This is a genomic window from Devosia sp. MC521, assembly GCF_014127105.1.
Lineage (GTDB): Bacteria > Pseudomonadota > Alphaproteobacteria > Rhizobiales > Devosiaceae > Devosia.
Map to the genome: position 1 here is coordinate 754,522 of NZ_CP059902.1, position 25,254 is coordinate 779,775.

General features: G+C 58.4%; 25 protein-coding genes and 1 pseudogene. 16 read left to right on the plus strand and 10 right to left on the minus strand.

Going from position 1 to position 25,254, the window contains the following annotated elements; translation table 11 throughout:
- Positions 1-26 precede the first annotated feature (26 nt).
- The 4 genes from H4N61_RS03595 to H4N61_RS03610 all read left to right on the plus strand — a co-directional run bounded on the left by H4N61_RS03595 (position 27) and on the right by H4N61_RS03610 (position 3,308).
- Positions 27-1,622 carry a cytochrome ubiquinol oxidase subunit I gene (locus H4N61_RS03595; RefSeq protein WP_199368577.1) on the plus strand — a complete coding sequence of 532 codons (1,596 nt, stop codon included), beginning with the start codon at positions 27-29 and terminating at the stop codon, positions 1,620-1,622.
- Entirely contained in the window at positions 1,619-2,764 is a 1,146-nt protein-coding gene (gene cydB / locus H4N61_RS03600; protein WP_169194620.1) for a cytochrome d ubiquinol oxidase subunit II, read from the plus strand. The genes H4N61_RS03595 and cydB overlap by 4 nt, the downstream gene beginning before the upstream one ends.
- 10 nt (positions 2,765-2,774) lie before the next feature.
- On the plus strand, positions 2,775-2,909 hold the full coding sequence (gene cydX, locus H4N61_RS03605) for a cytochrome bd-I oxidase subunit CydX (protein ID WP_169194621.1): 135 nt from the start codon (positions 2,775-2,777) through the stop codon (positions 2,907-2,909).
- Between the two features lie 252 nt (positions 2,910-3,161).
- A complete protein-coding gene (locus H4N61_RS03610) occupies positions 3,162-3,308 on the plus strand; it encodes a DUF1127 domain-containing protein (RefSeq protein WP_169194622.1) in 147 nt (48 codons plus the stop codon).
- 92 nt (positions 3,309-3,400) lie between these two features.
- Here the strand turns inward: H4N61_RS03610 and ybaK are convergent, their stop codons facing one another.
- Together ybaK and H4N61_RS03620 are read right to left on the minus strand one after the other, a co-directional pair.
- The gene (gene ybaK / locus H4N61_RS03615; protein WP_182395032.1) at positions 3,401-3,874 is read right to left on the minus strand and encodes a Cys-tRNA(Pro) deacylase; all 474 of its coding nucleotides are present in this window, start codon (positions 3,872-3,874) and stop codon (positions 3,401-3,403) included.
- 36 nt (positions 3,875-3,910) lie between these two features.
- Positions 3,911-4,102: a hypothetical protein gene (locus H4N61_RS03620; RefSeq protein WP_169194624.1), complete on the minus strand. Its 192-nt coding sequence runs from the start codon at positions 4,100-4,102 to the stop codon at positions 3,911-3,913.
- Positions 4,103-4,209: 107 nt separating this feature from the next.
- On the opposite strand from H4N61_RS03620, the gene H4N61_RS03625 reads away from it, so the two are divergent.
- Together H4N61_RS03625 and H4N61_RS03630 are read left to right on the plus strand one after the other, a co-directional pair.
- Positions 4,210-5,100, plus strand: coding sequence for a LysR substrate-binding domain-containing protein (locus tag H4N61_RS03625; RefSeq protein ID WP_199368573.1), 891 nt, complete (start codon positions 4,210-4,212; stop codon positions 5,098-5,100).
- A 153-nt stretch (positions 5,101-5,253) separates the two neighbouring features.
- A pseudogene (locus H4N61_RS03630) lies at positions 5,254-5,714 on the plus strand (DUF5680 domain-containing protein).
- 46 nt (positions 5,715-5,760) lie between these two features.
- On the opposite strand, the gene rhaI reads toward H4N61_RS03630, so the two are convergent.
- Together rhaI and H4N61_RS03640 are read right to left on the minus strand one after the other, a co-directional pair.
- Positions 5,761-7,050, minus strand: a complete 1,290-nt coding sequence (rhaI, locus tag H4N61_RS03635) for an L-rhamnose catabolism isomerase (protein WP_169194626.1) — start codon at positions 7,048-7,050, stop codon at positions 5,761-5,763.
- Positions 7,051-7,163: 113 nt separating this feature from the next.
- Positions 7,164-9,260 (minus strand): bifunctional rhamnulose-1-phosphate aldolase/short-chain dehydrogenase, encoded by a 2,097-nt coding sequence (locus tag H4N61_RS03640; RefSeq protein WP_182395034.1) that lies wholly within the window; start codon positions 9,258-9,260, stop codon positions 7,164-7,166.
- Between the two features lie 262 nt (positions 9,261-9,522).
- Here H4N61_RS03640 and H4N61_RS03645 point away from each other — a divergent pair, with 262 nt between their 5' ends.
- The 6 genes from H4N61_RS03645 to rhaM all read left to right on the plus strand — a co-directional run bounded on the left by H4N61_RS03645 (position 9,523) and on the right by rhaM (position 15,551).
- Positions 9,523-10,329 carry a DeoR/GlpR family DNA-binding transcription regulator gene (locus tag H4N61_RS03645; protein WP_169194628.1) on the plus strand — a complete coding sequence of 269 codons (807 nt, stop codon included), beginning with the start codon at positions 9,523-9,525 and terminating at the stop codon, positions 10,327-10,329.
- A gap of 40 nt (positions 10,330-10,369) precedes the next feature.
- The gene (rhaS, locus tag H4N61_RS03650; RefSeq protein ID WP_169194629.1) at positions 10,370-11,362 is read left to right on the plus strand and encodes a rhamnose ABC transporter substrate-binding protein; all 993 of its coding nucleotides are present in this window, start codon (positions 10,370-10,372) and stop codon (positions 11,360-11,362) included.
- 311 nt (positions 11,363-11,673) lie between these two features.
- Positions 11,674-13,179, plus strand: a complete 1,506-nt coding sequence (locus H4N61_RS03655; protein ID WP_182395036.1) for a sugar ABC transporter ATP-binding protein — start codon at positions 11,674-11,676, stop codon at positions 13,177-13,179.
- A complete protein-coding gene (locus tag H4N61_RS03660; RefSeq protein WP_182395037.1) occupies positions 13,176-14,144 on the plus strand; it encodes an ABC transporter permease in 969 nt (322 codons plus the stop codon). The genes H4N61_RS03655 and H4N61_RS03660 overlap by 4 nt, the downstream gene beginning before the upstream one ends.
- Before the next feature lie 82 nt (positions 14,145-14,226).
- On the plus strand, positions 14,227-15,222 hold the full coding sequence (locus H4N61_RS03665) for an ABC transporter permease (RefSeq protein ID WP_169194632.1): 996 nt from the start codon (positions 14,227-14,229) through the stop codon (positions 15,220-15,222).
- A complete protein-coding gene (gene rhaM / locus H4N61_RS03670; RefSeq protein ID WP_349236478.1) occupies positions 15,222-15,551 on the plus strand; it encodes an L-rhamnose mutarotase in 330 nt (109 codons plus the stop codon). The genes H4N61_RS03665 and rhaM overlap by 1 nt, the downstream gene beginning before the upstream one ends.
- Positions 15,552-15,592: 41 nt before the next feature.
- Here the strand turns inward: rhaM and H4N61_RS03675 are convergent, their stop codons facing one another.
- A complete protein-coding gene (locus H4N61_RS03675) occupies positions 15,593-16,852 on the minus strand; it encodes a DUF3422 domain-containing protein (protein ID WP_169194633.1) in 1,260 nt (419 codons plus the stop codon).
- A 269-nt stretch (positions 16,853-17,121) separates the two neighbouring features.
- Here H4N61_RS03675 and H4N61_RS03680 point away from each other — a divergent pair, with 269 nt between their 5' ends.
- Complete coding sequence (locus H4N61_RS03680; protein WP_169194634.1) at positions 17,122-17,463, plus strand: SH3 domain-containing protein; 342 nt, start codon at positions 17,122-17,124, stop codon at positions 17,461-17,463.
- An 89-nt stretch (positions 17,464-17,552) separates the two neighbouring features.
- On the plus strand, positions 17,553-18,557 hold the full coding sequence (locus H4N61_RS03685; RefSeq protein ID WP_169194635.1) for an asparaginase: 1,005 nt from the start codon (positions 17,553-17,555) through the stop codon (positions 18,555-18,557).
- On the opposite strand, the gene H4N61_RS03690 is transcribed toward H4N61_RS03685, so the two are convergent.
- Positions 18,554-18,916 carry a hypothetical protein gene (locus H4N61_RS03690; RefSeq protein WP_169194636.1) on the minus strand — a complete coding sequence of 121 codons (363 nt, stop codon included), beginning with the start codon at positions 18,914-18,916 and terminating at the stop codon, positions 18,554-18,556. The genes H4N61_RS03685 and H4N61_RS03690 overlap by 4 nt on opposite strands.
- A 168-nt stretch (positions 18,917-19,084) precedes the next feature.
- Here H4N61_RS03690 and H4N61_RS03695 point away from each other — a divergent pair, with 168 nt between their 5' ends.
- Both H4N61_RS03695 and H4N61_RS03700 read left to right on the plus strand, forming a co-directional pair.
- Positions 19,085-20,581, plus strand: coding sequence for a helicase HerA-like domain-containing protein (locus H4N61_RS03695; RefSeq protein WP_169194637.1), 1,497 nt, complete (start codon positions 19,085-19,087; stop codon positions 20,579-20,581).
- An 8-nt stretch (positions 20,582-20,589) separates the two neighbouring features.
- A complete protein-coding gene (locus H4N61_RS03700; RefSeq protein WP_169194638.1) occupies positions 20,590-21,123 on the plus strand; it encodes a hypothetical protein in 534 nt (177 codons plus the stop codon).
- A gap of 78 nt (positions 21,124-21,201) precedes the next feature.
- Here H4N61_RS03700 and H4N61_RS03705 read toward each other — a convergent pair whose 3' ends face one another.
- The 4 genes from H4N61_RS03705 to H4N61_RS03720 all read right to left on the minus strand — a co-directional run bounded on the left by H4N61_RS03705 (position 21,202) and on the right by H4N61_RS03720 (position 25,200).
- Positions 21,202-22,212, minus strand: a complete 1,011-nt coding sequence (locus tag H4N61_RS03705) for a hypothetical protein (protein ID WP_169194639.1) — start codon at positions 22,210-22,212, stop codon at positions 21,202-21,204.
- A gap of 130 nt (positions 22,213-22,342) precedes the next feature.
- Positions 22,343-23,734, minus strand: a complete 1,392-nt coding sequence (locus H4N61_RS03710; protein ID WP_169194640.1) for an autotransporter outer membrane beta-barrel domain-containing protein — start codon at positions 23,732-23,734, stop codon at positions 22,343-22,345.
- A 162-nt stretch (positions 23,735-23,896) separates the two neighbouring features.
- Positions 23,897-24,436 carry a response regulator gene (locus tag H4N61_RS03715; RefSeq protein WP_169194641.1) on the minus strand — a complete coding sequence of 180 codons (540 nt, stop codon included), beginning with the start codon at positions 24,434-24,436 and terminating at the stop codon, positions 23,897-23,899.
- 155 nt (positions 24,437-24,591) lie between these two features.
- Positions 24,592-25,200 carry a superoxide dismutase gene (locus H4N61_RS03720; RefSeq protein ID WP_169194642.1) on the minus strand — a complete coding sequence of 203 codons (609 nt, stop codon included), beginning with the start codon at positions 25,198-25,200 and terminating at the stop codon, positions 24,592-24,594.
- Positions 25,201-25,254 lie beyond the last annotated feature (54 nt).

Sequence of the window (25,254 nt, forward strand, 5' to 3'; positions counted from 1 at the left end):
CCCTAACGAAAGGCAACAATGCCATGATCGACATGTTGGTCGTTGACTTATCGCGATGGCAGTTCGCTGCCACCGCCATGTATCACTTCATATTTGTTCCCCTGACGCTCGGGCTCTCTTTCATGATGGCGATCATGGAGAGCGTGTATGTCATGACTGGCCGACAGGTCTGGCGCAAGGCTACCCTGTTCTGGGGCACGCTTTTTGGCGTGAATTTCGCCATGGGCGTGGCCACCGGTGTGGTTATGGAGTTCCAGTTCGGCATGAACTGGAGCTATTACAGCCATTATGTCGGTGACGTGTTTGGGGCGCCACTCGCCATTGAAGGCCTGATGGCCTTCTTCTTGGAAGCGACCTTCATCGGCCTGTTCTTCTTCGGCTGGGATCGTCTGAGCAAGGTGGGTCACTTGGTTGTGACCTGGCTGACCGCAATTGGCGCCAATTTCTCGGCGCTCTGGATCCTGGTTGCCAACGGGTGGATGCAGAACCCGGTTGGGGCCAAGTTCAATCCTGACACCATGCGTATGGAAGTCACCGACTTTATGGCGGTGATTTTCAACCCAGTGGCGCAGGCAAAATTCGTGCACACGGTAAGCGCAGGCTATCTCTGCGGCGCCATGTTCATTCTCGCCATTTCGGCGCTGTTCCTTGTGCGGGGCAAGCATGTCGAATTGGCCAAGCGTTCCGCTGTTGTGGCGGCAAGCTTTGGTTTGGCCTCGGCGCTGTCGGTGGTCGTGCTCGGTGACGAAAGCGGCTATGTCGCGACGGAACACCAGCACATGAAGATCGCTGCACTCGAAGCCATGTATGAAACCGAGCCGGCTCCGGCTCCGTGGTCGATCATCGCCTTCCCCGGCTCGAACGGCGAAGACGTTGGCTTCCACATCTCGGTTCCGTGGGTTGGTGGTCTGATCACGACGCGTTCGTTCGATCAGCAACTGCCGGGCATTCACGAACTGGTTGAGCGCGCCGAAGATCGTATCCGCATGGGTCTGATCGCTTATAACGCGCTGGCTGAAATTCGCGCCGACGGCGCGAACACCGATGCCCGTGCGGTCTTTGAAGAGACCTGGCCGGACCTTGGCTATGCTCTGCTGCTCAAGAAGTATCGCGTTGATGTCGAGAACGCGACTGCGGAAGAAATCGCGCTGGCTGCTGCCGACACCGTGCCAAGCGTATGGCCGCTGTTCTGGACCTTCCGCATTATGATGGGTCTCGGGTTCTTCTACATCGCCTTCTTCGCGTTGTGGTTCTACCGCGCGTCGCGGGGTTGGATCGACACCAACAAGCCGCTGCTGTGGTTCACGGTGTTCATGCTGCCAACGCCTTGGATCGCGATTGAAGCAGGCTGGTTCATCGCCGAGTTCGGCCGACAGCCTTGGGTCGTGGAAGGGGTTCTGCCCACATTCTACGCCGCCTCGGGTCTGAACGTGCTCGACCTAGTCCTGTCGCTGAGCTTCTTCGTGCTGCTCTACAGCGTGCTCTTGGTCATCATGATCATTCTGATGGTCAAAATCATCAAGGCAGGTCCGAAGGATCAGCTCTTCACTCCGGAAGAAGATGAGGACTACGTCATGGCTGCCCTTCCGGCGACCAAGGAAAACAAGGAGATCGTCGCATGAGCTCGATCCCTCTCGACTACGAAACACTCCGCCTGATCTGGTGGGTACTGCTCGGTGTGCTGCTGATCGGCTTTGCCGTGATGGGTGGCCGCGACATGGGGGTGGGCACTCTGCTCCCCTTCGCTGCCAAGAGCGATGAAGAACGCCGTATTTTGCTCAACCTGATCGGCCCGACTTGGGAAGGTAATCAGGTGTGGTTGGTTCTCGGTGGTGGCGCGATCTTTGCCGCGTTTCCTCCACTCTATGCGGTGAGCTTTTCGGGCTTCTACCTTGCCATGCTCGTTATCCTTCTGGCGCTGATCCTGCGTCCAGTGGGGTTCAAGTTCCGTGGCAAGATCGATAACCCGACTTGGCGCGCTGTGTGGGATTGGTGCCTGTTCATCGGTGGCTTTGTGCCAGCGCTGATCATGGGCGTGGCGGTGGGCAATGTGCTCTTGGGCGCGCCATTCCACTTTGACGACACCATGCGCATCTTCTACACGGGCAACTTCTTCCAGCTGTTGATGCCGTTTGCACTGCTGTGCGGCCTAGTCAGCGTTGGCATGATCAGTGCGCAGGGCGCGGCTGTTATTGCCGGACGCACCCAAGGGGCAATGGCAGAACGGGCGCGCATGTTCGGGCTCTATGCTGCTGTTGGAACACTGGTGCTGTTCGCGCTGGGCGGCTTCTGGGTTGCGTTCATGAGCGGCCATGTGGTGACCAGCGTGATTGACCCGGCAGCGCCGATCAACCCGCTCGCCAAGTCGGTTGAGCTGGTGCAGGGCGGCTGGATGCTGAATTACAGCAAATATCCTTGGATGGTGACTGCGCCGATTCTGGCCTTCGTGGGTCTGGTCGTGGCGGTGCTCGGTTTTATCGGCCGCAAGCATTTGATCACGCTCTTGGCAACGAGCGCGGCGATCTTCGGGATCATCTCGACAGCTGGTGTCTCGCTGTTTCCGTTCCTGCTGCCGTCCTCGACGGTTCCAGGCTCGGGCCTGACGCTGTGGGATGCATCGTCGAGCCATCTGACGCTCTTCATTATGCTGGTTGCGACCGTTATCTTCCTGCCCATCATCGTTGCCTACACCGCTTGGGTGTTCCGCGTGATGCGTGGTCCGGTTACGGCCGACAATCTCACCAAAAACCCCAACGCCTACTAGGAGCAGTCGTATGTGGTATTTTGCATGGATCCTCGGCCTCGGCCTGGCCTGCGCCTTCGGCATCATCAATGCCATGTGGTTCGAGATGAAGGACGACATTCGCGTGGCCCGCGCTGCGCGCATGGCTGAGACGAAAAGCGAGTAGGCAGGTCTAACTATCTGCCTGTAAATTAAGCAGGGCCGCACATCATGCAGATGATGTGCGGCCCTTTGCTATGGCGATTAAGGCGGGCTGCCTCATTTTTGCCGAGTTTCGCTGGGTTTTTCGAATTTACCCTTGCTTAACCAAGATTGCCCCATCACTTGCATCTAGTGCATAACGGATGTGCAGATTGGCCATCTTCTAATCACTACGACTTAGGTCTACATAGGGGTCATCAACCGAAGGGGAACCGAAATGAACATCGCAAAGAAGCTTTCTGACTACGCCCGCTACCAGCGCACTCTGCGTGAACTGAACAGCCTTGACAGCCGTCAGCTGAACGACCTGGGCATCACCAAGGGTGACATCAAGTCGATCGCACGCGGCACCTACGTAGCCTAATAAGCGAACGTCTCGGTCGCCCAAGGCGGCAGAGAAAAGACTATCCGATGAAGGCGTCCTGCAGGGCGCCTTTTGTCGTTTCTGGGGGTGGTCTAACGTGTCAGATCGGCGGTGACACAGTTGAGCGCTGAGACGAGATCATCGGGCTTGATGCGGATCTGCAATCCGCGCTGACCGCCATTGAGATAGATCTCGTCGTAGAGCGTTGCCATTTCATCAAGCGCCGTCGGCACCAGCTTGCGCTGGCCCAAAGGGCTAATGCCGCCGACCGTGTAGCCGGTGAGGCGCTCGGCATCGACGGGTTTCATCATATGCGCCGACTTGCCACCCAAAGCCGCAGCCAGCTTTTTCATATTCACTTCTTCATCCGAGGGGACGATGGCGCAGATTGGCTTGCCATCGAGCTCGGCCATGAGCGTTTTGAACACTTCAGCCGGTGACACGCCCATGGCTTCGGCCGCCTGCAAGCCCACGCGTTCCGCATTTGGGTCGTAGTCGTAGGTCGCGAGTTCAAAGGAAATGCCGGCTTTGGTGAGAGCGGCAGTGGCGGGCGTGGTCTTTGACATGGCCGTCGGCTGAGATGAGAAAGCGAAACAGTGGCCTCACTTTATGCGATCGGGGGGAATTGGCGAGGGGTTTTCGGCACGCTCATCCCGGATGGCGTCGAGCCCGATATCGCGGCGCAAATGCGGTGATAGAGGTTCAGAGGACATGTAGAGCGGGCCGGTGCCGCGCTTGCCCCAAGTATTGATGAACAGCAGTGCGGGAAGTTCGAGCAGTGCAAATGGAAGCATCAGAACATATCCTTGCCTTATGTCTTTGATTTGGTCATGCTCTGCTTTAGCGCGAGTATATCGCGATTTTCCAATTGAATGCCGGTGGGAAGGTATAAGGTGAGATTATGTCTGATATTCCGCCTCTGACCTCCGTACGGGCTTTCGAGGCTGTCGCGAGACAGCTCAGTTTTACGCGCGCCGCTGCAGAACTGGGCATGTCACAGGCGGCGGTGAGCTATCAGATCAAGCTCTTGGAGGAGCGGATTGGCGCAGCACTATTTGTGCGAAAAGCGCGGCAGGTGGAGCTGAGCGAAGTAGGGCAGCGCCTCGCGCCGGATGTGCTGCAGGCCTTCGATATCCTGCGCAATAGTTTTGTGCAGACGCATCAGCATGTCAGCGGGACATTGGCCATATTGTCTCTGCCGACTTTTGCCACGCGCTGGTTCGCCGCCAATATCGGGCTGTTTCAGGTGGCTCACCCCGACATTGCTGTGCGGTTCAACAGTCGGGTGGAGAACGTCGATTTCCAAAAAGACATGTTCGACGTCGGCATAATTGCGTCTTGGGGTGAGTTACCGGAGGGCGTGGTTGGGCACGAGCTGTTGCGGGCGGAGTTCACGCCGATTATGAGCGGTGACTTCATCGAAAGGCATCGCATTCGGGAGCCGAGAGACCTGCTCCGCGCGCCAGCGATTTCTCCAAGTGACCAATGGATTGGTCAGTGGTTCGCGATGATGGGCATTGACGACTATCCCGCAATGGCCCGGGGCGTGGTGACACTCGACACGCAAGTGTTGGAGGCGGCAGCGGCGGGGGCAGGGAGAGGCTTTGCCATGATTACGCCGGCGCTATTTCGCGATGACTTGGCGAGCGGGCGACTGGTACAACCCTTCCCCGAACTGGGCTGGGACGGGTGCACCTATCAGCTGGTCTATCCGCAGTCGCGACGAAATTGGACCAAGGTGAAGGTGTTTCGAGAGTGGATATTGGAGGCAACGTCGGTTTTGAGAGCTTAGGATGCTGCTGGCAGGCGAGGGCGTCGTTGTGCAGCACCAAGCTCGTCAGCCTCGGCGCAGAAACGCCAAGTTCGGGCCCGCTCGATCTTAGGTGGAATGCTGACGTAGGCTGTCTCTGACGCGCATAATCTATGCGTGAGGGAGGGCAGGGGTATGGACAGCGAAGAGCTTAATAGCATCATCGTTCGGGCCAAGGCTGCAAGCTATGTCGGTGGCGGGGCAAAGGTGACGCCATCTCGGCAGGGCGCAAACGAGATCGCATGAGAGGAGGGCGATTGGCGCTATCTTGATAGCTATTTCGGCGAACAGATTTTCTGGGGCAAGAAGTGCTCTGGCACCGCAATGAGCCGGTCTGGGCCATGAACTACTAAGGCTATATAAAGCGGCCGGATTTGATCGACGCAGGGCAGGCAGGCGCCATCATCCAAGACTCCTTATCGGCGCTCTACCGCAAAGGGCGGTTCCTCGGTGGCTTTGTCTGGCTCAGTGGCGGCTGCACCTATCAAGATCGAAACGACGGTGGGCCGGAGCAGTTTCGCGGGCGCGAGGCTATTCTAGTCGGTGGGGTGGAAGCCTATGCGCTGGAGTATTTTGGCGGGCTGGTGAAGGCCTAGGAGTGCCCCCTCCCCTTGGGCAGGGGGAGGGGAAGACCAAGTCCGGTCAGACGATGCCGCTTGAGCCGGCGGCGATTTCCGGGCGGATTTCGGCGACACGCTGGCGATAGCCGGAGGCACGGTAGGTGGCGAGGAGATCAATCGCGCCGCCTTGTTCGTAGCGCGCCATGGCGAGGATCGGCTCGACATCGGTGCGATAGGCCAGGCGCAGGGCTTGGGTCGCGCCGAGGGCGTCATTGCCGTGCTGGGCTTCGGTCAGGGCCTTGCGATCCACAAGCAGTGCTTGCGCATAGGCGCGCTGCACATCCGCGGCGGAGAGCATCAGGCTTTCGATCGGATCAGTGACATTGTGCGACTGGTCGAGCATGTGGGCCGGACGGAAATCGGAATATTTCTCTTCGGCGTCCACAAGCTCGTTGAAGACGAGGAACAGGCGGTATGGGTCGATGGAGCCCGCATCGAGATCGTCGTCGCCATATTTGCTATCGTTAAAGTGGAAGCCGCCGAGCTTGCCGAACTGGGCAAGGCGCGAGACGATCATTTCAATATTCACGTTGGGCGCATGGTGGCCGAGGTCGACGAGGCAATAGGCCTTGTCGCCCAACTCCTTGGCGATGAGGTAATTGGTGCCCCAATCCTGCACGACGGTCGAATAGAACGCCGGTTCGTACATTTTGTGTTCGGTATAAACGCGCCAATCCTCGGGGAGGGCCGCGTAAATCGCCTTCATTGAATTGAGGTAATGCTCGAACTGATTGGCGAAATTGACTTGGCCAGGGAAGTTGGAGCCGTCGCCAATCCAGACGGTGAGGGCCTTTGAGCCAATGGTTTTGCCGATCTCAATGCATTCGAGATTGTGCTCAATGGCCTGATTGCGGGTGGCGGCATCGGCGGCAGAGAGAGAGCCGAACTTATAGCTCTGCAACTGCCCGGCGGCATCGGCAAAGGTGTTGGAGTTCATGGCGTCAAAGCCGAGGCCAAAGCGGGAAGCGGCTTGCTTGAGACGGTTTGGATCGGCCTTGTCCCATGGAATGTGGAGCGAGACGGTGCGAGTTGCCTGGGTGAGCTGGGCGATAACCGAGCAATCTTCGATCTTGTCAAAGATATCGCGTGGTTCGCCCTTGCCGGGGAAGCGGGCAAAGCGGGTGCCACCAGTGCCAACGCCCCATGAGGGGACGGCAACGGAAAAAGCGGCGACTTTGGATTTAATCGCGTCGATGGAAATGCCGCGACGGTCAAGGCGTTCGCCAAGGCTGTCGTAGTCATTGCGCAGATCAGTAGAGCGCTTGGCGTTTTCGGCTTCGACGGTCGAAGCGGCGATGAGTTGTTCGGTCATGTGTTTCCTCCCTTGCGGCCTCTCTCCAGCCGCGGGGGTTTACCCCCACCCAACCTCCCCCTGTGAGGGGGAGGGGTTGTATCGAGTTTTGTTGCTGACTCTTGGAGCCAAGCTTAGCGCGGGAACGATTGGGCGTTGCCCGCGTCGACGTTGAGAATATTGCCAGTGGATTTGGCTGAAGCGTCTGAGGCGAAGAAATAGATCGCTTCGGCAATGTCTTCGGGGAAGACGGAGCGTTTCAGCATTGAGCGCTGGCGGTACATTTCCTCAAGACCGTCCTTGTCGGTCTTATAGGTCGAGGCGCGCTGTTCGAGCCATTCGCCAGCCCAAATCTTCGAGCCACGCAGAACGGCGTCTGGATTGACGACGTTGACACGGATCTGCGCTTCAGCGCCTTCGAGCGCGAGGCAGCGGGCAAGGTGGATTTCGGCGGCCTTGGCGGTGCAATAGGCGGCTGCGTTTGGCGAAGCGGCGAGACCATTTTTGGAGGCCACGAAGATGACGTTGCCGCCGATTTTCTGCTGACGGAACAGCCGGAACGCTTCACGCGAGACGAGGAAATAGCCAGTGGACAGGATGTCCATGTTCTTATTCCAGAGCTCGAGGGACGTGTCCTCAATCGGGGCGGAAGAGGCAAGGCCGGCGTTCGAGACGAGAATGTCGAGGCCGCCAAATTCGACCACGGCATGGGCAAAGCCTGCAGTGACCTGTTCTTCGCGTGTGACGTTGATATTGACCGGGCGGACCACATCGGCGCCGAAGACGGACGAGAGTTCGGCAATGGCGCTGTCGAGTGCGGTCTGGTCAATGTCAGCGAGGACGACGCAAGCGCCTTCGCGCAAGAGGCGAATGGCGGTCGCCTTGCCAATGCCGCCTGCGCCACCGGTGACGAGAGCGATCTTGCCAGCCAGCGACTTTGGCTTTGGCATACGAGCGAGCTTGGCTTCTTCAAGCAGCCAATATTCGATGTCGAAGGCTTCCTGTTCCGGCAGGCCCTGATAGGTCGAGATGGTGGACGCGCCGCGCATCACATTGATGGCGTTAACGTAAAACTCGCCGGAGATGCGGGCTGTCGCCTTGTCCTTGGCGAAGGTGAACATGCCAACGCCCGGCATGAGATAGACGACCGCGTTCGGGTCACGGATGGCGGGCGAGTTGTCGTGCTTGCAGCGCTCGTAATAGGCCGCGTAATCGGCGCGATAGGCCGCGATCTGATCGGCAAGACCGGTGATGACCGCATCAACGTCCGGATTGGCCGGGTCGAAATCGATGACCAGCGGACGGATTTTGGTGCGCAGAAAATGGTCAGGGCATGAGGTGCCGAGCGCCGCCAGAGGCCGCAAATTCTTGGAATTGACGAATTCCAGCACGGCGTCGCTGTCGTCGAAATGGCCGAGCTTAAAACTGTCCTCAGAGATAAAGCCGCGAATTTTCGGCATCAGCTTGGCGGCGATGGCGCGGCGCTCTGCGGCGGGAAGGGAGCTAGTGACAGCGCCACCAAAGATCACCTTGCCGGCAGTCTGGTTTTCAAACCACTCGATTGCCTGATTGATAATGGCAATGGTGGTTTCGTAGCAGCTTTTTGGATCGTCGCCCCAAGTGAAGAGGCCGTGGCTTTCAAGGATGACGCCCTTAGCGAAGGGGTTTTCATGGCAGAACTTTTCAAGCCATAGGCCAAGCTCGAAGCCCGGCTTTTTCCAAGGGAGCCAGCCGATGGTGTCGCCAAAGATCTGCTGGGTGAGTTCTTTGGAATTGCTGGAAGCGGCAATGGCGATGATCGCATCGGGGTGCATGTGATCGACATAGGGGCGCGGCACATAAGCGTGGAGCGGCGTGTCGATGGACGCGGCGCGCGGGTTGAGATTGAAGGTGGCGTGGGGAAGATAGCCGACCATCTCGTCTTCATGCTCAAGGCCGCGATAGAGCCCCTTCAGAGCGCGCAGCTTTTCCATATAGAGGGTCGAAAAACCATCGAGCTTAATGGAAGCATTGTCGCCACCGGAGCCCTTGACCCAAAGCACTTCAACGGTCTCGCCTGTGAGCGGATCTTTCTGCCAGATTTTGGAGGACGTATTGCCACCACCGAAATTGGTGACGCGCTTGTCGGAGCCCAAGAGATTGGAGCGGTAGACCAGACGTTCTGGCTCGCTCAGCGATGCGGCTTTGGCATCGTCCCATAGGTTTTCGAGGCGCTTCGGCACAGTGGACATGGCAATTTCCTCCCCAGAAGCGGCCCTTTCCTATGAGCCGCAATTCTCTTCAACTCGCTTCCGTGGGCATAACCCGTAGATGGACGCATTGTTCGCCGCAGAGCGCGGTCAGTCAGGGGTGAAAATAGTTCACCAATCCTGCAAGGTGTCAATCAGCTTCGATCAGAATCTTTCACGTGTGAATGGAAATGATCGAAACCTTGCGAATGATGATTGACTCTGCTTGGAAGAGGTGGAAGCACTAAGGGCAGGGAGAAACAACTTGCACGAAACCGAACGCCATCGCGTTATTCTGGCTGCTGCGCAATCGCGCCCCGTCGTGACGGTGGCGGAGTTGTGTGACATTACCGGTTCGTCGGAAGCGACGATCCGCCGAGATATTGCGGCGCTGGACGAGCAAGGCAAGTTGCGCCGGGTGCGAGGGGGCGCGGAAGCGCTGACCCCGCCAGCACAGGGTGGGCTGATGGGCCGCCCATTCTCGGTCAATGAAACGATCAATATCGCGCAAAAGCGCGCTATTGCGCGAGCAGCGGCAGAGCTGTGCGCCGATGGCGAGCCGGTGATTATCAACGGTGGCACGACGACCTATCAGATGGTGCATTATCTGATGGAAAAGCGGCTGAGTGTGTTCACCAACAGCTTCGCCATTGCCGAGTTTCTCATCCACAATTCGCGCAACTCGGTCGTCATTCCGGGCGGCACGATCTATCGCGAGCAAAACGTCATCCTGTCGCCCTTTGGTGGCGTGGTGGCGAGCCATTTTTACGCCAAGCGCATGTTCATCGGCTGTCAGGGGATCGGGTCACATGGCCTGATGGAGGCTGACCCCATGGTGGTGCAGTCGGAACTGGCGCTGATCGGGCAGGCCGACGAAGTGATCGTTTTGGCCGATAGTTCGAAATTTTCGGGTCGCTCGAGCCTCATTCTTTGTGGGCTCGACCGAATTTCTACCGTCATTACCGACGGTGGGATCCGCGACGCAGATCGCCTGATGCTTGAGGAAGCAGGGGTGAAGCTGGTGATCGCGGATGCGATGGGACAGGCGGAACCGCAGGGGGACGCGGCCTAAGCCCAAACACAGACTAGGTTTTCGTTTCTGGGAGGAAATAATGAAGCTCTGGACTCTTCTTGCAGCAACAGCTGCAACCGCTGTGATGCTGGCCGCGCCAGCCATGGCACAGGATAAGACCCGCATCGCGCTGGTCGTGAAATCGCTCGGCAATGGCTTCTTCGATGCCGCTAATAAGGGCGCGCAGGAAGCTGCCGCTGAATTGGGCGATGTGGAAGTGATCTACACCGGCCCAACGGCTGCAACTGCTGAAGCACAGATCGAAGTGGTCAACTCGCTGATCGCTCAGCAGGTTGATGCCATTGCGATCTCGGCCAACGATCCGGACGCCCTCGTTCCAGCGCTCAAGCGCGCTATGGAACGCGGCATCAAGGTCATTTCGTGGGACTCTGGCGTTGCTGCAGAAGGCCGCCAGATCCACCTCAACCCATCCGACGTTGGTCTGATCGGGGAAACCATCATCAAGCTGGCGGCAGACTTCCTGCCTGAAGGCGGCGATGTTGCGATCCTTTCGGCGGCTTCGACCGCGACCAACCAGAACGCATGGATTGAAGCGGCGAAGGCAGCCATTCCAGCCAAGTTCTCCAACATCAACCTCGTGGCCACCGTTTACGGCGACGACGACAGCGTGAAGTCGACCGAAGAAGCGCGTGGTCTGATTGCAGCCCATCCGAACCTTAAGGCGATCATTGCACCAACTACCGTTGGCGTTGTCGCGGCGGCTCAGGTGGTGACCGACCAGAATTTGATCGGCAAGATCAACGTTACTGGGCTGGCGCTGCCAAGCGAGTTCAAGCAGTTCATCGACAATGGCGCGAGCCAGGCGGTGGCGCTGTGGAACCCAATTGATCTGGGCTATTCGGCAGTGATGCTGGCGGATGCCTTGGTTGATGGTGCTGAAGCCAAGCCGGGCGCGACCTTCTCCATCGGCAAGGTGGGTGAAGTCACGCTCGACGACACCAACTCCGCTGCAATGGCCGCGCCGTTCCAGTTCGATAAGAGCAATATCGAAGAGTTTTCGAAGATCTACTGACCCCTTCCTAGCCTCCCCCTGAAACAGGGGGAGGGACTGGACTGGTGTTGGGAACGCGATCTTTTCAAGACTACAGAACGTGCTCCTCCCCCGCTTGCGGGGGAGGCAGGGTGGGGGCGTCAGCTTTACTGGCAAGGCCCCCTCACCCCACCCTCTCCCCGTAGGGGTGGGGGAGTTGCATCGAGCATCTGGAAGCTATTGGGATACGCCGGTCGATCACCCCACCCTCATTCCCTCCCCCTCAAGGGGAGGGAGGCATATCGAGCTTGTGATGAGAGCGGCGCGGGACAGTGGCGCCAAGGATCAAGAATATGAAAACGCCCATTCTCACTCTTGAAAACATCTCGAAAAGCTTTCCCGGTGTGCGGGCGTTGCATGAGGTTTCGTTGGAGCTTTATGCCGGTGAAGTGACGGCGCTGATTGGCGAGAATGGCGCTGGAAAATCGACGCTGGTGAAAACCATGACCGGGATTTACCAGCCGGATGGCGGCACTATTTCAGTCAATGGCAAGGCGGTGACCTTGCCGACGGCAGTGTCGGCCTCGGCGGCGGGCATTACCGCAATCCACCAAGAAACCGTGCTGTTTGATGAGCTGACGGTGGCGGAAAACATCTATCTCGGCCATGCGCCCAAGACGCGCTTTGGGCTGATCGATTGGGCGACGATGAAGCGCGAGGCGCAGCTGACGCTGGACTCTATGGCGGCAGGGATTGATGCGACGACGCCGCTGAAGGAACTCGGCATTGCCAAGAAGCATCTGGTAGCGGTGGCGCGGGCGCTGAGCGTCGAGGCGCAAGTGGTCATTATGGACGAGCCGACCGCGGCGCTAAGCCAGAAGGAAATTGAAGATCTTTATGTGCTGATCGAGCTTCTCAAAGCCGACGGCAAAGCGATCCTCTTCATCTCGCATAAGTTCGACGAAATTTACCGCATTGCGGACCGCTACACCGTGTTCCGCGATGGGGAAATGGTGGGCAAGGGGTTTATCAAAGACACCCCGCAAACGGACATCGTGAAGATGATGGTGGGCCGCTCGGTTGACCACATTTTCCCGGCTCGGACCGCGCAGTTTGGCGAAGCGGTGCTGGCTGTGTCGGGGCTCTGCCACCCGACCGAATTTCATGACGTCAGCTTTGAGGTGAAAAAGGGCGAGATCCTCGGCTTTTACGGGCTCGTCGGGGCTGGGCGCTCTGAGGTGATGCAGGCGGTGTTCGGACTGACCAAAACCAGCGCCGGGAGCATCAGCCTAGAGGGCAAAACACTCACGCCAAAATCCCCCGCCGACGCGGTGGAGGCCGGGATTGTTTACGTGCCTGAGGAGCGCGGCAAGCAGGGCGTTATTACCGGCGAACCGATCTTTAAGAATGTCTCGCTGCCAAGTTTGGACAAGACCAGCCGCAGCGGATTTCTGCGCATGGCGGAAGAGTTTGCGCTGTCGCGCACTTATACAGAGCGGCTTGACCTGCGCGCCTCATCGCTGAGCCAGAATGTATCGACCCTATCGGGTGGAAATCAGCAAAAAGTGGTGATCGCCAAATGGCTGGCGACGCTGCCGAAGGTGATCATTTTGGACGAGCCGACCAAGGGCATCGACATTGGTTCAAAGGCGGCGGTGCATGAATTCATGGGCGAGCTGGTGGCGCAGGGATTGAGCGTCATCATGGTCTCGTCCGAGCTGCCCGAAGTGTTGGGCATGAGTGACCGGATCGTCGTCATGCGCGAGGGGCTGGTGGTCGACACGCTGGTCAATGTTGGGTTGCAACCGGAAACGCTGGTGCGCCTGGCCGCCGGTATTGCTGAGGAGCAGGCGGCATGAAGAGCCTTTTCAAACACCGCGAAATCTGGCTGGGGCTGGCAATTGTCGCCGTGATCTTAGCCGTGACACTGCGCTTTCCGCGCTTTGCTGAGCCGAGCTTCTTGCTGACCGTCTTCAACGATACGTCCATTTTGATGATGTTGGCGCTGGGGCAAATGGCGGTCATTCTGACCCGCTGTATCGACTTGTCGATGGCCTCCAATCTGGCGCTGAGCGGCATGATTGTGGCTATGGCTAATGCGGCTTTCCCTTTTATTCCAGTGCCACTGCTTATTCTAGGCTGCGTGGTTGTTGGCGCTGCGATGGGAGCGTTCAATGGGTTGCTCGTCTGGAAGCTGAACATTCCGGCCATTGTTGTGACGCTGGGAACGCTGACGATTTTCCGCGGGATGGTCTTCGTCATTTCGGGCGGTGCTTGGGTGAACGCAGCGCAGATGAGCCCAGACTTTATCCAGCTGCAGCGCAGCGTGTTTCTGGGCCTGCCGGTGTTGAGCTGGTTTGCGATTGTGGTGGCGGCGCTGGTCTATGTGTTGATGACAAGGACCCCGCTGGGCCGGGCGTTCTACGCCATTGGCGTAAATCCGACGGCGGCGGTTTACACCGGCATCGATGTCGGCAAGACGAAGTTTTATGCCTTTGTGCTGGCCGGGGCGATTTCGGGGCTGGCGGGCTATCTCTGGATTTCCCGCTATGTGATCGCTTCGGTGGAAGTGGCGAGCGGCTATGAACTCAACATCATCGCAGCTTGTGTGATCGGCGGGGTGTCGATTGCTGGGGGAATTGGCACGGTTGGTGGGGCGTTGTTGGGGGCGCTGTTCCTCGGCGTCGTCAACAATGCGCTGCCAGTGATCGGCGTGTCGCCCTTCTGGCAAATGGCGATTTCCGGTGCGGCGATCTTGCTGGCGGTGGTGCTCAATGCGCGTGGCGAGCGGAGCAAGGGCCGGGTGATTTTGCGGGGGGCGTAGTTACCCCCACCCCGGCCCTCCCCTCAAGGGGGAGGGAGGTTTGGCTGGTGGGTGCTGGGAGATTGAGTTTCGGGAGGAAGAGATGACAGACATAACAACAAGACGCCTCCCAGACCGCTTAGGGAGTTCTTGGAAGGCGGGGGTGTTGAGTTGGGAGAGCTTGCTGGTTCTCGTGGCAATTGGGATTTTCATCGCGAATAGCTTTGCCTCTCCCTATTTCCTCAACGCCTGGAGCCTCTCGGACCTCACGTTCAATTTCACCGAAAAGGCGCTGATTGCGCTGGCGATGGCGCTGCTGATTATCGCTGGCGAGATTGATCTCTCGGTCGCCTCCATCATTGCCTTGTGTTCGACGCTGATGGGGCTGGCACTGCAATTTGGGGCGGATACGCCCGTGTTGGTGGCGGTGGGTGTTGCCGTTGGGCTGGTCTGCGGCTCCTTCAATGGCGTGTTGGTCACTCGGCTGAAACTGCCTTCCATCGTTGTCACCATCGGCACGATGAGCCTGTTTCGCGGGATCGCTTTCATCGTTCTTGGGGACCAGAGCTATAAGGGTTATCCGGCCAGTTTTTCGTGGTTCGGGCAGGGATATGTCTGGTGGGTGATCTCGTTTGAGCTGGTGTTGTTCGGCGTTTGCGCGGTGATTTTCTATGTGCTGCTGCACAAAACCAATTTTGGTCGGCGCGTCTTTGCCATTGGCAATAATGCGACGGCGGCGCAGTTTTCCGGCGTGCGCGTCGATCGGGTGCGGTTCATCCTCTTTTGCCTCACAGGCCTGATGAGCGGCATTGCGGCAGTGTTGTTGACCGCGCGTCTGGGCTCAACGCGGCCTTCCATCGCGCAGGGCTGGGAGCTGGAAGCGATCACCATGGTGGTGCTGGGAGGGGTGTCGATCCTCGGCGGGGCCGGATCTATCCTTGGTGTGGTGATTGCAGCGCTGATTATCGGGCTGGTGACATTTGGGCTCGGGCTGCTCAATGTGCCCGGCATTGTCATGAGCATTTTTACTGGTGGGCTGCTGATCGTCGTGATCGCCCTGCCAATTCTCTATCGGATGATGAAGGAGCGACGGGCGTGATTACGGACGCGGGATATGAAAAACACGCTTTCAAGATGAAGCTCAATCCGGGCATGGAAGCGGAATATAAGAAACGTCACGACGAGATTTTTCCCGAGCTGGTGGACCTACTGCACGAGGCGGGGGTGAAGGATTATTCCATCCATCTCGACGAGGAGACCAATACGCTCTTTGGCGTGCTGTGGCGTCGCGTCGATCACACCATGGACGATCTGCCGAATACGGCCGTGATGCAGCGCTGGTGGGCGCATATGGCCGATATCATGGCCACCAATGAAAAGAATGAGCCGATCTCGGTGGATTTAAAGCCAATGTTTTGGCTGCGGTAAGAACAAGGCCCCGGAGATGATCCGCGGCCTTTGCATTTGGGTCAGTGGCCTTCGTGCTTCTTGCGGACGGAGCGAACGGAGAGCCAGACCAGCAGCACAACGAAAGGCGCGAAGATCGAGAGCGCCATCGTTTTGTCGATGTTCCAATGATAGAGCGGACCGCCCAAGAGATAACCGACAATGCCGAGCGCGTAGTAGCTGATGGCGATGGTCGAGAGACCTTCAACGGTGCGCTGGAGGAGGAACTGGCTGCGCGCGGTGCGGGCGATATTGTCGAGCAGCGAGGCATTTTGCACCTGCATATCAACGCCGATGCGCACGTTCAGCAGGCCAATGGCGCGTTCGATCTTTCGCGATAAGACGCGCAGGCGTTGCTCGATGGCGGCACAAGTGGCCAGACCTGGCTCGACGCGGTTGGCGATATAGCGCGACAGGGTAGAACCCTTGTCGGTGCCACTTTCGCGCAGACCTTTGAGGCGCGAATTGAGGACTTCGCCATAGGCGCGACCAGCGGCAAAGCGATAGCCAAGGCGTTCCGCCATTTGGCCCGAGCGCACCGACAATTCATGCAGACCGTGGAGCACGCCCTTGGCACTGGCGGGATCGACCACTTCAGACAGCGAATTGATGACGCTCGAGAGTTCGCTCTCCATGCCGCGCAGATCAGGCGATGCGGCGCGCGCGAGTGGCAGGCCGAGCAGCGCTATGGCGCGATAGGTTTCGACTTCGAGCAAGCGGCGGGTGAGAATGGAGCGGCGCAAGGGCGTCAGCGCTCCCGCCGCAAACTCGATGCGAGTGAACTTTTCGGCATCGGGAATAAAGTCGGTCACGACTTGCGCTTTACCGTCTTCAACGTTCGACAGGCAGAGGCTGGCAAGCGAGAAGCCCGGGATCAGGCGATCGGGAATGGTGTGATCGGCAATGACGTCGATACGAACCGCGCCAAGCAACTGGCCTTCGCCAATAGCCTCAAGGCCAATGTCGTTCGGGAAATTATCCGCGCCGGTCAGACTATCGCGCCATGTGATGGTGACGAACTCTGTATGAAACTCCCAGGTGACAGAGCGGGTGGGCGTTTCAAAGCTGTATTGACGGCTTCCTGCCAGTTCGAGTTCGACGCCCGACGCGAGGCGGAAATCGGCAAATCGCAGGAACGCGCGCTGCATAGCGCCCGGCTCGCCCGGCATGACCAGAACCAAGCGGCGCAAGCGGCATTCGGATGGCAGGATTTCGACTGGACGGGCGTGAACCTCGTCCATAATGGCGTGACGATCCGGGTGGTCGAGCGGAATAAAAGTCATAACTACAAACTCGTCTCGGCGAATTGCCAAGGCGCAAGAAGGCGCGAGTTATGCCTTTGGCACAATGAGGCGAATGCGCACAAGAGGTATGCAAGTTGGGGCTGCGTTCCCTCACCCTCAATCCCTTCCAACGAGGGGAGGGAGGTCGGCTGATGCTGGGGGAGAGGCCGAAAAAACATGAACCCAATCTGAATGAGGGGATCAGGCTGAGTTCAATTGGGAGAAGCTAGTGTCATCTCAACGCTAGAGATCACCGAGAGGAGACGGCGATGAACAAGGCACAGGAAAAGGTTTTGATGGCATCGCTCTGTGGCCTCGTATTGGTCGCAGCAGGAGCCTTCGCGGTCCAGCCAGCAATGGCTGCCGGCTATCATGTTCAATCGACCGCTCAGGTGAGTGGTGTGGCCAGCTGGGATAATCTCAATATCCGCAAGTGGCCGGCGTCCTACTCGCAAAAGATTAGCGCAGTTCCAAACGGTACGGATGTTTGGGTCGAGCGTTGCATCGACAATTCTGCCAAGAATTCCGCCGATTGGTGCCTTGTGGAAGTTTATCATATGCGCGGCTGGGTGAACGCCTCTTACCTCACCCCCACGGATCAGTGGTTCTGATCACAAGCTTTCTGCCTCCAACCCATGCATGTTGACTTTTCCGGTTCGGCGCTGTTCCTCCAAGACAGCACGAACCGGAGTTTTTTGTTATGGACGCAAACCCCATTCTCGCCGAAGTCCTACGCGGCAACTGGGTTGAGAACCGTCATCGCGGCGCGTTCATCATTGTGGATGCAACAGGCAATGTTATCGCCTCTGGTGGCGATGTTGAGCGTCCAATCTTCCCGCGTTCGGCTGTAAAATCCATGCAGGCGCTGGCGATATTTGACCAGCATGCCATCGAAAAATTCCATCACCGTACGGAAGAACTGGCGCTGGCCTGTGCTTCTCATCACGGTGAAGACGACCACACCTCCAATGTCAGCGCCTTCCTCGGGCGCATGGGCCTGAGCGTTGCTGACCTTGAATGTGGCGCGCACATGCCGACCAATGACGCGGCGCGTGACGCGCTACGTAAGGCGGGCGAAAACCCCAGTGCGCTACACAATAATTGCTCGGGCAAGCATTCGGGCATGCTCAGCGTGGCGCTGGCCATGGGCGTTGATCCGCACGGCTATGTCGAACGCGAACACGCTGTACAGAAGGCCGTGCGCAAAGCGGTTGAAACAGTGATCGGCGAGAGCCTCACCGAAGATCGCTGCGGCACGGATGGCTGCTCGATCCCGACCTGGGCGGCGCCGCTGCGGGCTTGGGCGACAGGCTTTGCTAAGATGGCGACGGGCGAGGGCCTGCCGAGCCATTACGCTGAAGGTGCGCAAGCGCTCTTCAATGCAGCGACCAAGCATCCGCACCTCGTGGCGGGCACAGGGCATCTCGATACGCTGATCATGAACGCCTATGCGGGTGAGCTGATGCAAAAAGGTGGCGCGGAAGGCGTGCAGTGTGGCGCGATCCGCTCCAAGGGCTGGGGCTATGCGCTCAAGTGTGACGACGGGAATATGGCTGCGAGCCACGCGATGATTTCGGGACTGCTGCTGAAGTATGCTGATCCGAACGACGCCCAGCGCGCGGTGCTGGAGCAGTTTGCACGCCAGCCGATCAGGAATGTACGCGGTACGGTCGTGGGCGAGATGAGGGCGGTCGACGCGTTCTAAGGCGTCGGCGCTGGTTCTGGCGTTATCGCAATATAGACTACGTCCAATGGCAGTGGGGTGCCGATTGCATCGGCACCGAGCCATATGGAGCCACTGATATCTTCGACCTCAAGATATTGGCCACTATATTGATTGATTGCGCCAGCATCCTCGATGATCACTGTGCGGGCGCGCGTGGTGAAACCGTCGCCTTCGATCACGTAAACGCCTGGAGGGCAGGGCGCGCGCACGCACATCACAGGCCGGTAATCGACCAGCATTGGGCCCGAGTAGTCGGGTGCGCGTTGGTCTTGCAGCGCATCTCCAAGGGCTGGCGAAACCAGCAAGGCGGCGATGAGTGGTGTCATGATGTGGCGCATTCGTCCCTCCATGTAAAAGCTCTATTGGTAGGTCGCTGAACTGGAGCTGAATGCGACGGCCGTCATGCGGTCTCGTGGCGATACAAAGCCTGAGACCTGACGGTTCGTGCTTGTGAGCGCGCTGCGAGCGCGGCTATATGGATGTATTGAAGATTAGGAGGTTGGCTCATGCTCGTTGACGGCAAAATCTTTCTTGGTGTGAGCGATAGGCCCGAATATCTCAATCTCAAATATGGCAATCGCCACGGGTTGGTGACCGGCGCGACGGGCACGGGCAAGACCGTCACCCTGCAGGTGCTTGCCGAAGGGTTTTCTGCCGCGGGCGTGCCGGTTTTTGCGGCCGACATTAAGGGCGACCTCTCGGGCATTGCCAAGCTTGGCGTGGCGCAGGGCTGGCAGACAGCGCGGGCGACCGACATCGGCTTTGATGACTATGTCGACGATGTCTACCCGACCATGTTCTGGGACCTCTATGGCAAGCAGGGCCACCCGGTCCGCGCGACGATTTCGGAAATTGGACCCGTGCTGCTGGCGCGGATGCTCGACCTCAACGACACCCAGGAAGGCGTGTTGAACGTCGCTTTCCGCGTGGCCGACGAAGAAGGTCTGCTGCTGCTTGATCTAAAGGATTTGCGGTCTCTGCTGGTCGAAATTCAGGGCCGCGCCAAAGAAATTTCGGCGCGTTACGGCAATGTGACGACGGCTTCGATTGGCGCTATTCAGCGTTCGCTGCTGGTGCTGGAGCAGCAGGGCGCGGACGATTTCTTCGGCGAGCGAGCGCTTGAAATCGCCGACCTGATGCGTCGTGATACCGATGGGAAGGGCTTTATTTCAGTGTTGGCGTCGGACCAGCTGATGAAGGCCCCCAAGCTTTACGCAACCTTCCTGCTGTGGCTGCTCTCGGAACTCTTTGAAGAGCTGCCGGAAGTGGGCGACATGGACAAGCCAAAGCTCGTGTTCTTCTTTGACGAAGCGCACTTGCTGTTTGACGGCGCTAACAAGGCACTGATCGACAAGGTCGAGCAGGTTGTCAAACTCATCCGCTCCAAGGGTGTGGGCGTGTATTTTGTAACGCAGAACCCGGCCGATATTCCGGAAAGTGTGCTTGCGCAGCTGGGCAATCGCATCCAGCACGCGCTGCGCGCCTATACCCCGCGTGAGCAGAAGGCCGTGCGCGTGGCCGCCGAGAGCTTCCGCCCCAACCCAGCGTTTTCGACCGAAGCGGTCATCACCGAAATGGGGATTGGTGAGGCTCTGGTTTCGGTGCTGGAAGACAAGGGTATTCCATCGATTGTTGGGCGCACGTTGATCCGTCCGCCGAGCGCGCAGGTGGGCCCGCTAACCCCGGCAGAACGCGACGCAACCATCGCCAATTCGCCCGTGGGCGGGATCTATGATTCCGTGATCGACCGCGAGAGCGCTTATGAAATCCTCAACAAGCGCGCGAGAGAGATTGAACTGCAGGAAGAGCGTGCGGCCTACGAGGCAGAGCGCGAACAGGAACTGGCCCGCCAGGCCAAGGAAGAACGCGACGCCGCGCCGCGCCGGTCGACCCGTCAAAGCCCCACCGAAGCTGCTGCGACGAGCTTTGCCCGCACCGTCGCCAATACACTTGGCCGCGAAATCGTGCGCGGTATTTTCGGTTCGTTGAAGCGCCGTCGATGAGCTCAAATATGACGCCTACACTTGCCGTTTTTGCTTCCGATCGTGGTCCGGGCGATCCGCAGCGCGCCTCCATCATGAGTGAGTTTGGTCTCGTCTTTGCGCGGAAGGGCGCCAAGCTGATTTGTCTGGCCGAAGATGGCATTGTGCCCGTTCCGCTGATCACCGCCGCACGCGCTGCGGGGGGCGTGGTGGAAGTGTTGGCCGATGCTAGCGTCACACTGCCACCAGCCTTGGCTGACGTGCCGATTAGCGTCATTCCCGATCAGCGTGAGCGCCATGCCGCTTTGGCGGAGCGGACGCAAGCGCTGGTCGCGTTGCCGGGCTCGCTCAGTTCAGGCCTTGCTCTGTTTGGGGCTTGGTCGAGCCAGCACAATCGCCCGGTTATTATGCTCAATCACCATCGGGCCTTTGAGGTGATCCGCGGCTTTGCCAACGACGTTCTGTCTCATTCGGTCAAGAATTTCGACCGCAATATTCAGTTTGCCGAAACGGTTGAAGACCTGTGGGGGAAGACCGTTTGGGCGCTGGAACAGCGCCGCTAACGCTCTTTCTCTAGTCGTTAAAAAGCCCCGCATAGGAAAGCTATGCGGGGCTTTTTGGTATGTTAGCGCGTAAGAGGCTTAGAAGCTGGCGCTGGCCTTGAGCGAGAGGCTCAGGGAACGGTCGGACGTGCCGATGCCCGAATAGCTGGCGCTAGCGCCGAGACCGAAGCCGTTGGCGAATTCGAACTTGGTCGCAGCTTCAATGGCGCCCGACAGCTGAGACTTGTCGCCAAGGGTCGACTTGAGGTCGGCATTCAAGCTTGCCGAGCTGGTGATGCCATCAGCCGTGTGGGCGAGGGTCACGCCGGGACCGGCGAAGACGACAGTCTTGGAATAGGTTTCGCCCGCGACGTAGCCACCGTCGGTGTAACCATTGGTCCATTCAGCGGCGTGGGTCAGGCCCGCGCGCGGCGTAAAGCGAATGCTGTCCTCGCCGAAAACGCCGTTGAGCGTGGCATTGAAGTAAGCACGTGTTGCATCGGTGGTCGCGTCGAGACCGCCAAAGGGCACTTGGCTGGTGTACTTGGCAGCGCCAACCGCCGCAGTCACATCGAGCGAGAGCTGCTCAGTCAGGCGGGCGGTCATGTATGGGCCGACCATCACGCCATAGCCGTCGACAGTGCCATACTCGGTCTTGAACTCGTTCAGCTTGTCGATCGACACGAATGCACCCACGAGAAGGGATGAATTCACGCGGTAATCGACACCGGCAGCGCCCAGAACGGCACGACCGGAGCCCTTGTTGCTTTCGAGATAGCTGAACGATCCATCGACCCAAGCAGCGAATGGGTTGTAGCTCGGTGCCGCGGCCTGCACGGCAGCAGCAGTTGCGGCAGCGCTTGGGGAGGTGGATGCGATGTAGCTGAGCATCTCACCCTGGGTGAGGCCGGTGTCGGTGGAGCCGCCGACGAGGCGCGCGAGGCGCTGCTGCGACGAGATCAGGCTTGCACCCAGAATGTCCGCGTGGCCCGCTGCAAAGGTCTCTACCGAAGAGCCGAAATCTTCGTGGCTATAGGCGGCTGCATAGGCAGAGGTTGTGACGGTTGCCGTGAGTGAGAAAGCGAGAAAGGCGAGGCGGGTAAAGGACATAGGGCGCTCAGAATAACACTGCGAGATGCAGCTTGGACGTGGTGTCAGCGCTAACAGAGCCGTGTTTGCCGAGCAATCTCATGGTTAAGAATCAGCAAAGATATCCCCGCCGAAGCGGGGATACTTGAGCTTAGAAACCGGCGCTGGCTTTGAGCGAGAGGCTCAGCGTTTTGGCGCTGGTACCAATGCCTGCCCAATTGGCGCGGGCGGACAGATCAACGCCATTGGCAAAGCCGAGTTGAACAGCAGCTTCCAGAGCTGCTGTGAGCTGTGCCCCATCCCCGAGCGTGGTGTTGGCATCGGCGCGTAAGGTTAGGGAGCGAGTGATATCGCTATCATGGGCGGTGAAGGTGACGCCGGGGCCAGCAAAGACGCTGCCTGAAGTGCTTGAGGTAGCATCGGTCCAAGCGCCGTTATGGTCGGTGTAGCCAGCAGCCCATTCACCGGCATAGTTGAGGCCTAGGCGTGGCGTGAAGCGAATGGCTTCCTCGCCGAACTGGCCTTCCAAGGTAGCGTTGAGATAGGCGCGGGTGGAATTGAAATTGTCCTCGCCGGAAGAATTGCTCTTCTTGTTGGCGGCCGTGCCAGCGCCTGCGGTGAGATCGAGATATAGCTGATCGGTCAAACGGGTGGTGAGGTAAGGACCTGCCATCCAACCGGTGCCTGAGAAGGTGTCGGTGGCGGTTTCAAAATTGTCCAAGCGGTCGATGCTGACAAAACCACCGACGAGAAGATCAGGGGTGAGGAGGTAATCCGCGCCAATGGCTGCGGAGGTCGCGCGACCGTTCTGGCCACCAGCTTCGAGTAGCGAGAACGTGCCCTCCAGCCAGACGTCATATGGGCTTGTGCGCATCTCGCCGGATTGATCGACATCGGCAATGGCAGAGAGCGAGGCAGAGACCGGCAGGCTGCCGGTGGCGGCGAAGGAAGAGACGTAATTGAGCACGTCGCCGCCGTTCATGTCCGAGCCAGTGCGCTGACCATTGAGGCGCGAAATGCGCTGACCTGTCGGACGGATGGAGTTGCCGAGCAGGTTGATGCGATCGGTGAGATAGCTTTGCTTGGCCTGTTGTCGCGCGCCAAAACCCGCCTCTTCAACAGCACAGGTGCTGTCGAGCGCACTGAGCGTGAACGTGTTGAGCGTTTCCATGGTGCTTAGCGAGGTGGGCAGGGTCTGGCCCATGGAATAGCGGGTTTTTTCAGTTGTTCGATCCTGCAAGTATAGGGTGAGGGGCGCGGTCGAGAATGGGGCCTGCAGATAGAAAGCGACCCATTTGGTGGACTGATATTGGGCGGTATCATCTATGGAGCGCAGGATCTTATTGCTGCTGTCGACCAAATAGATGCTGTAGTCGCTGTTAAGCGCTCCCAGCTCGGCCGAGACGGCTAGGCTGATTTGACCTGTGGCGCAGGAGCCTGAATTGAGCGTGACGGTTGCTGATGTCGGGATAACTGCATGCGCTGTGCCGATGATAGCGCTAGAGGCGAGCAGTGTGGCAAAGGCAAGGCGGGTAAAATGCATCTAATATCTCAGAACGTGACGGCAGCAATGCCGCCAGAAATAGTGTTCTAAGTATTGTTAATCAACGAAAAAACGAACGTTGGTGCAGTTAGGAATGAGCGCGGCCGAGTTGGTGACTGGAAGATGTGGGATGTCACCAATCTTCGCGGTAATAGCCCAGCTTTATACTGTCGGCTGCGGGGCTTCGAGGCTCACACGGGGCACGAAGGGCACAATATTGTCGCTGAAACGACGGGTCGGGTGCACGTCTGGCTCGGGTAGAATGCCGCGGCGGTCGGGGCCAAAATAGCCGAAGTCAACCGTGCCAACGACGTCGTGCTTGAGAAGGCGCTGCTGAACGCGTTGTAGCAGGTGCCGGGGCGACATGGGCTTAACGACGACCTCATCAATGCCAGCAGAGACCGACTGCTCGCGCGTGTCGGGGGTAATGCGGCGGGTGAGGGCGATGACCGGCAGATCGCGGTTGACGAAGCTTGGGTCTAGGCGAATGGCCTCTACCATTTCATAGGCAGGGCGACCATCACGGTCGAAATCCACCACCAGCAGATCAAGCGGGGCAATGCGCATATAGGCGAACAGCTCAATGTCGCTTTCGAATGTGCGGACGCGCAGGCGCGAGTCACCGGCCAACACCATCGCCAAAACAGCGGTAAGTGCGGGGGTGGCGGCCAATATAGCGACTGTCTTGCCTCGAGCGACCAAGAACGATTCCTTCTTGCGTTAATGCATTGTTAACACGCAAGGATGAGGCAAAGAAGCAGCGCGGGCATACGTTAAAGGATTGGCTGTAGATAAAGAAAAACCCGCCGATCCGAAGATCGACGGGTGCGCGCAAAAACTCTTTTCAGAGTAATGGCTTAGGCAGTGGCTTCTTCGAACATCTTTTCTACGTGTTCCCAGTTCACCAGGTTGTCGAACCAAGCTTCGAGGTACTTTGGACGCGCGTTGCGGTAGTCGATGTAATAGGAGTGTTCCCAAACGTCGACACCGAGCAGTGGCTTGCCGCCGTGTACGAGTGGCGATTCACCATTGGCAGTCTTGGTCACTTCCAGCTTGCCGTCCTTGAAGGACAGCCATGCCCAGCCCGAACCAAACTGGGTGGTGCCAGCAGCGATGAAGTCTGCGCGGAACTTGTCGAAGCCACCGAGGTCGCTGTCGATTGCTGCCTGCAGCTTGCCTGGGAGCTTGTTGCCGCCGCCGTTTGGCTTCATCCAGTTCCAGAAGTGAACGTGGTTGTAGTGCTGACCAGCGTTGTTGAACAGACCAGCGTTCTTGCCGAAGCTTTCACGAACGATGTCTTCAAGTGGCAGGATTTCCAGACCCGAACCTTCCAGCAGCTTTTCGCCGTTGGTGACATAAGCTTGGTGATGCTTGTCGTGGTGGAACTCAAGCGTCTCTGCCGACATGTACGGGCCCAAAGCGTCGTATGCGTAAGGCAGTGGCGGCAGGGTGAACTTGGTGGTCATAAAAGCCTCCGTTGAGTGTAATCGTAATCCGATGGCGACGCCGAATTTCGACTG

Coding starts and splice junctions, on each gene's coding strand:
- H4N61_RS03625 (WP_199368573.1), top strand. CDS start 4,210: ATGTCTGATATTCCGCCTCTGACCTCCGTACGGGCTTTCGAGGCTGTC.
- H4N61_RS03665 (WP_169194632.1), top strand. CDS start 14,227: ATGACAGACATAACAACAAGACGCCTCCCAGACCGCTTAGGGAGTTCT.
- rhaS (WP_169194629.1), top strand. CDS start 10,370: ATGAAGCTCTGGACTCTTCTTGCAGCAACAGCTGCAACCGCTGTGATG.
- cydB (WP_169194620.1), top strand. CDS start 1,619: ATGAGCTCGATCCCTCTCGACTACGAAACACTCCGCCTGATCTGGTGG.
- H4N61_RS03675 (WP_169194633.1), bottom strand. CDS start 16,852: ATGACTTTTATTCCGCTCGACCACCCGGATCGTCACGCCATTATGGAC.
- H4N61_RS03685 (WP_169194635.1), top strand. CDS start 17,553: ATGGACGCAAACCCCATTCTCGCCGAAGTCCTACGCGGCAACTGGGTT.
- rhaI (WP_169194626.1), bottom strand. CDS start 7,050: ATGACCGAACAACTCATCGCCGCTTCGACCGTCGAAGCCGAAAACGCC.
- H4N61_RS03720 (WP_169194642.1), bottom strand. CDS start 25,200: ATGACCACCAAGTTCACCCTGCCGCCACTGCCTTACGCATACGACGCT.
- H4N61_RS03655 (WP_182395036.1), top strand. CDS start 11,674: ATGAAAACGCCCATTCTCACTCTTGAAAACATCTCGAAAAGCTTTCCC.
- H4N61_RS03660 (WP_182395037.1), top strand. CDS start 13,176: ATGAAGAGCCTTTTCAAACACCGCGAAATCTGGCTGGGGCTGGCAATT.
- H4N61_RS03620 (WP_169194624.1), bottom strand. CDS start 4,102: ATGCTTCCATTTGCACTGCTCGAACTTCCCGCACTGCTGTTCATCAAT.
- H4N61_RS03680 (WP_169194634.1), top strand. CDS start 17,122: ATGAACAAGGCACAGGAAAAGGTTTTGATGGCATCGCTCTGTGGCCTC.
- H4N61_RS03710 (WP_169194640.1), bottom strand. CDS start 23,734: ATGCATTTTACCCGCCTTGCCTTTGCCACACTGCTCGCCTCTAGCGCT.
- H4N61_RS03700 (WP_169194638.1), top strand. CDS start 20,590: ATGACGCCTACACTTGCCGTTTTTGCTTCCGATCGTGGTCCGGGCGAT.
- cydX (WP_169194621.1), top strand. CDS start 2,775: ATGTGGTATTTTGCATGGATCCTCGGCCTCGGCCTGGCCTGCGCCTTC.
- H4N61_RS03695 (WP_169194637.1), top strand. CDS start 19,085: ATGCTCGTTGACGGCAAAATCTTTCTTGGTGTGAGCGATAGGCCCGAA.
- H4N61_RS03690 (WP_169194636.1), bottom strand. CDS start 18,916: ATGCGCCACATCATGACACCACTCATCGCCGCCTTGCTGGTTTCGCCA.
- H4N61_RS03640 (WP_182395034.1), bottom strand. CDS start 9,260: ATGTCCACTGTGCCGAAGCGCCTCGAAAACCTATGGGACGATGCCAAA.
- ybaK (WP_182395032.1), bottom strand. CDS start 3,874: ATGTCAAAGACCACGCCCGCCACTGCCGCTCTCACCAAAGCCGGCATT.
- H4N61_RS03705 (WP_169194639.1), bottom strand. CDS start 22,212: ATGTCCTTTACCCGCCTCGCCTTTCTCGCTTTCTCACTCACGGCAACC.
- H4N61_RS03610 (WP_169194622.1), top strand. CDS start 3,162: ATGAACATCGCAAAGAAGCTTTCTGACTACGCCCGCTACCAGCGCACT.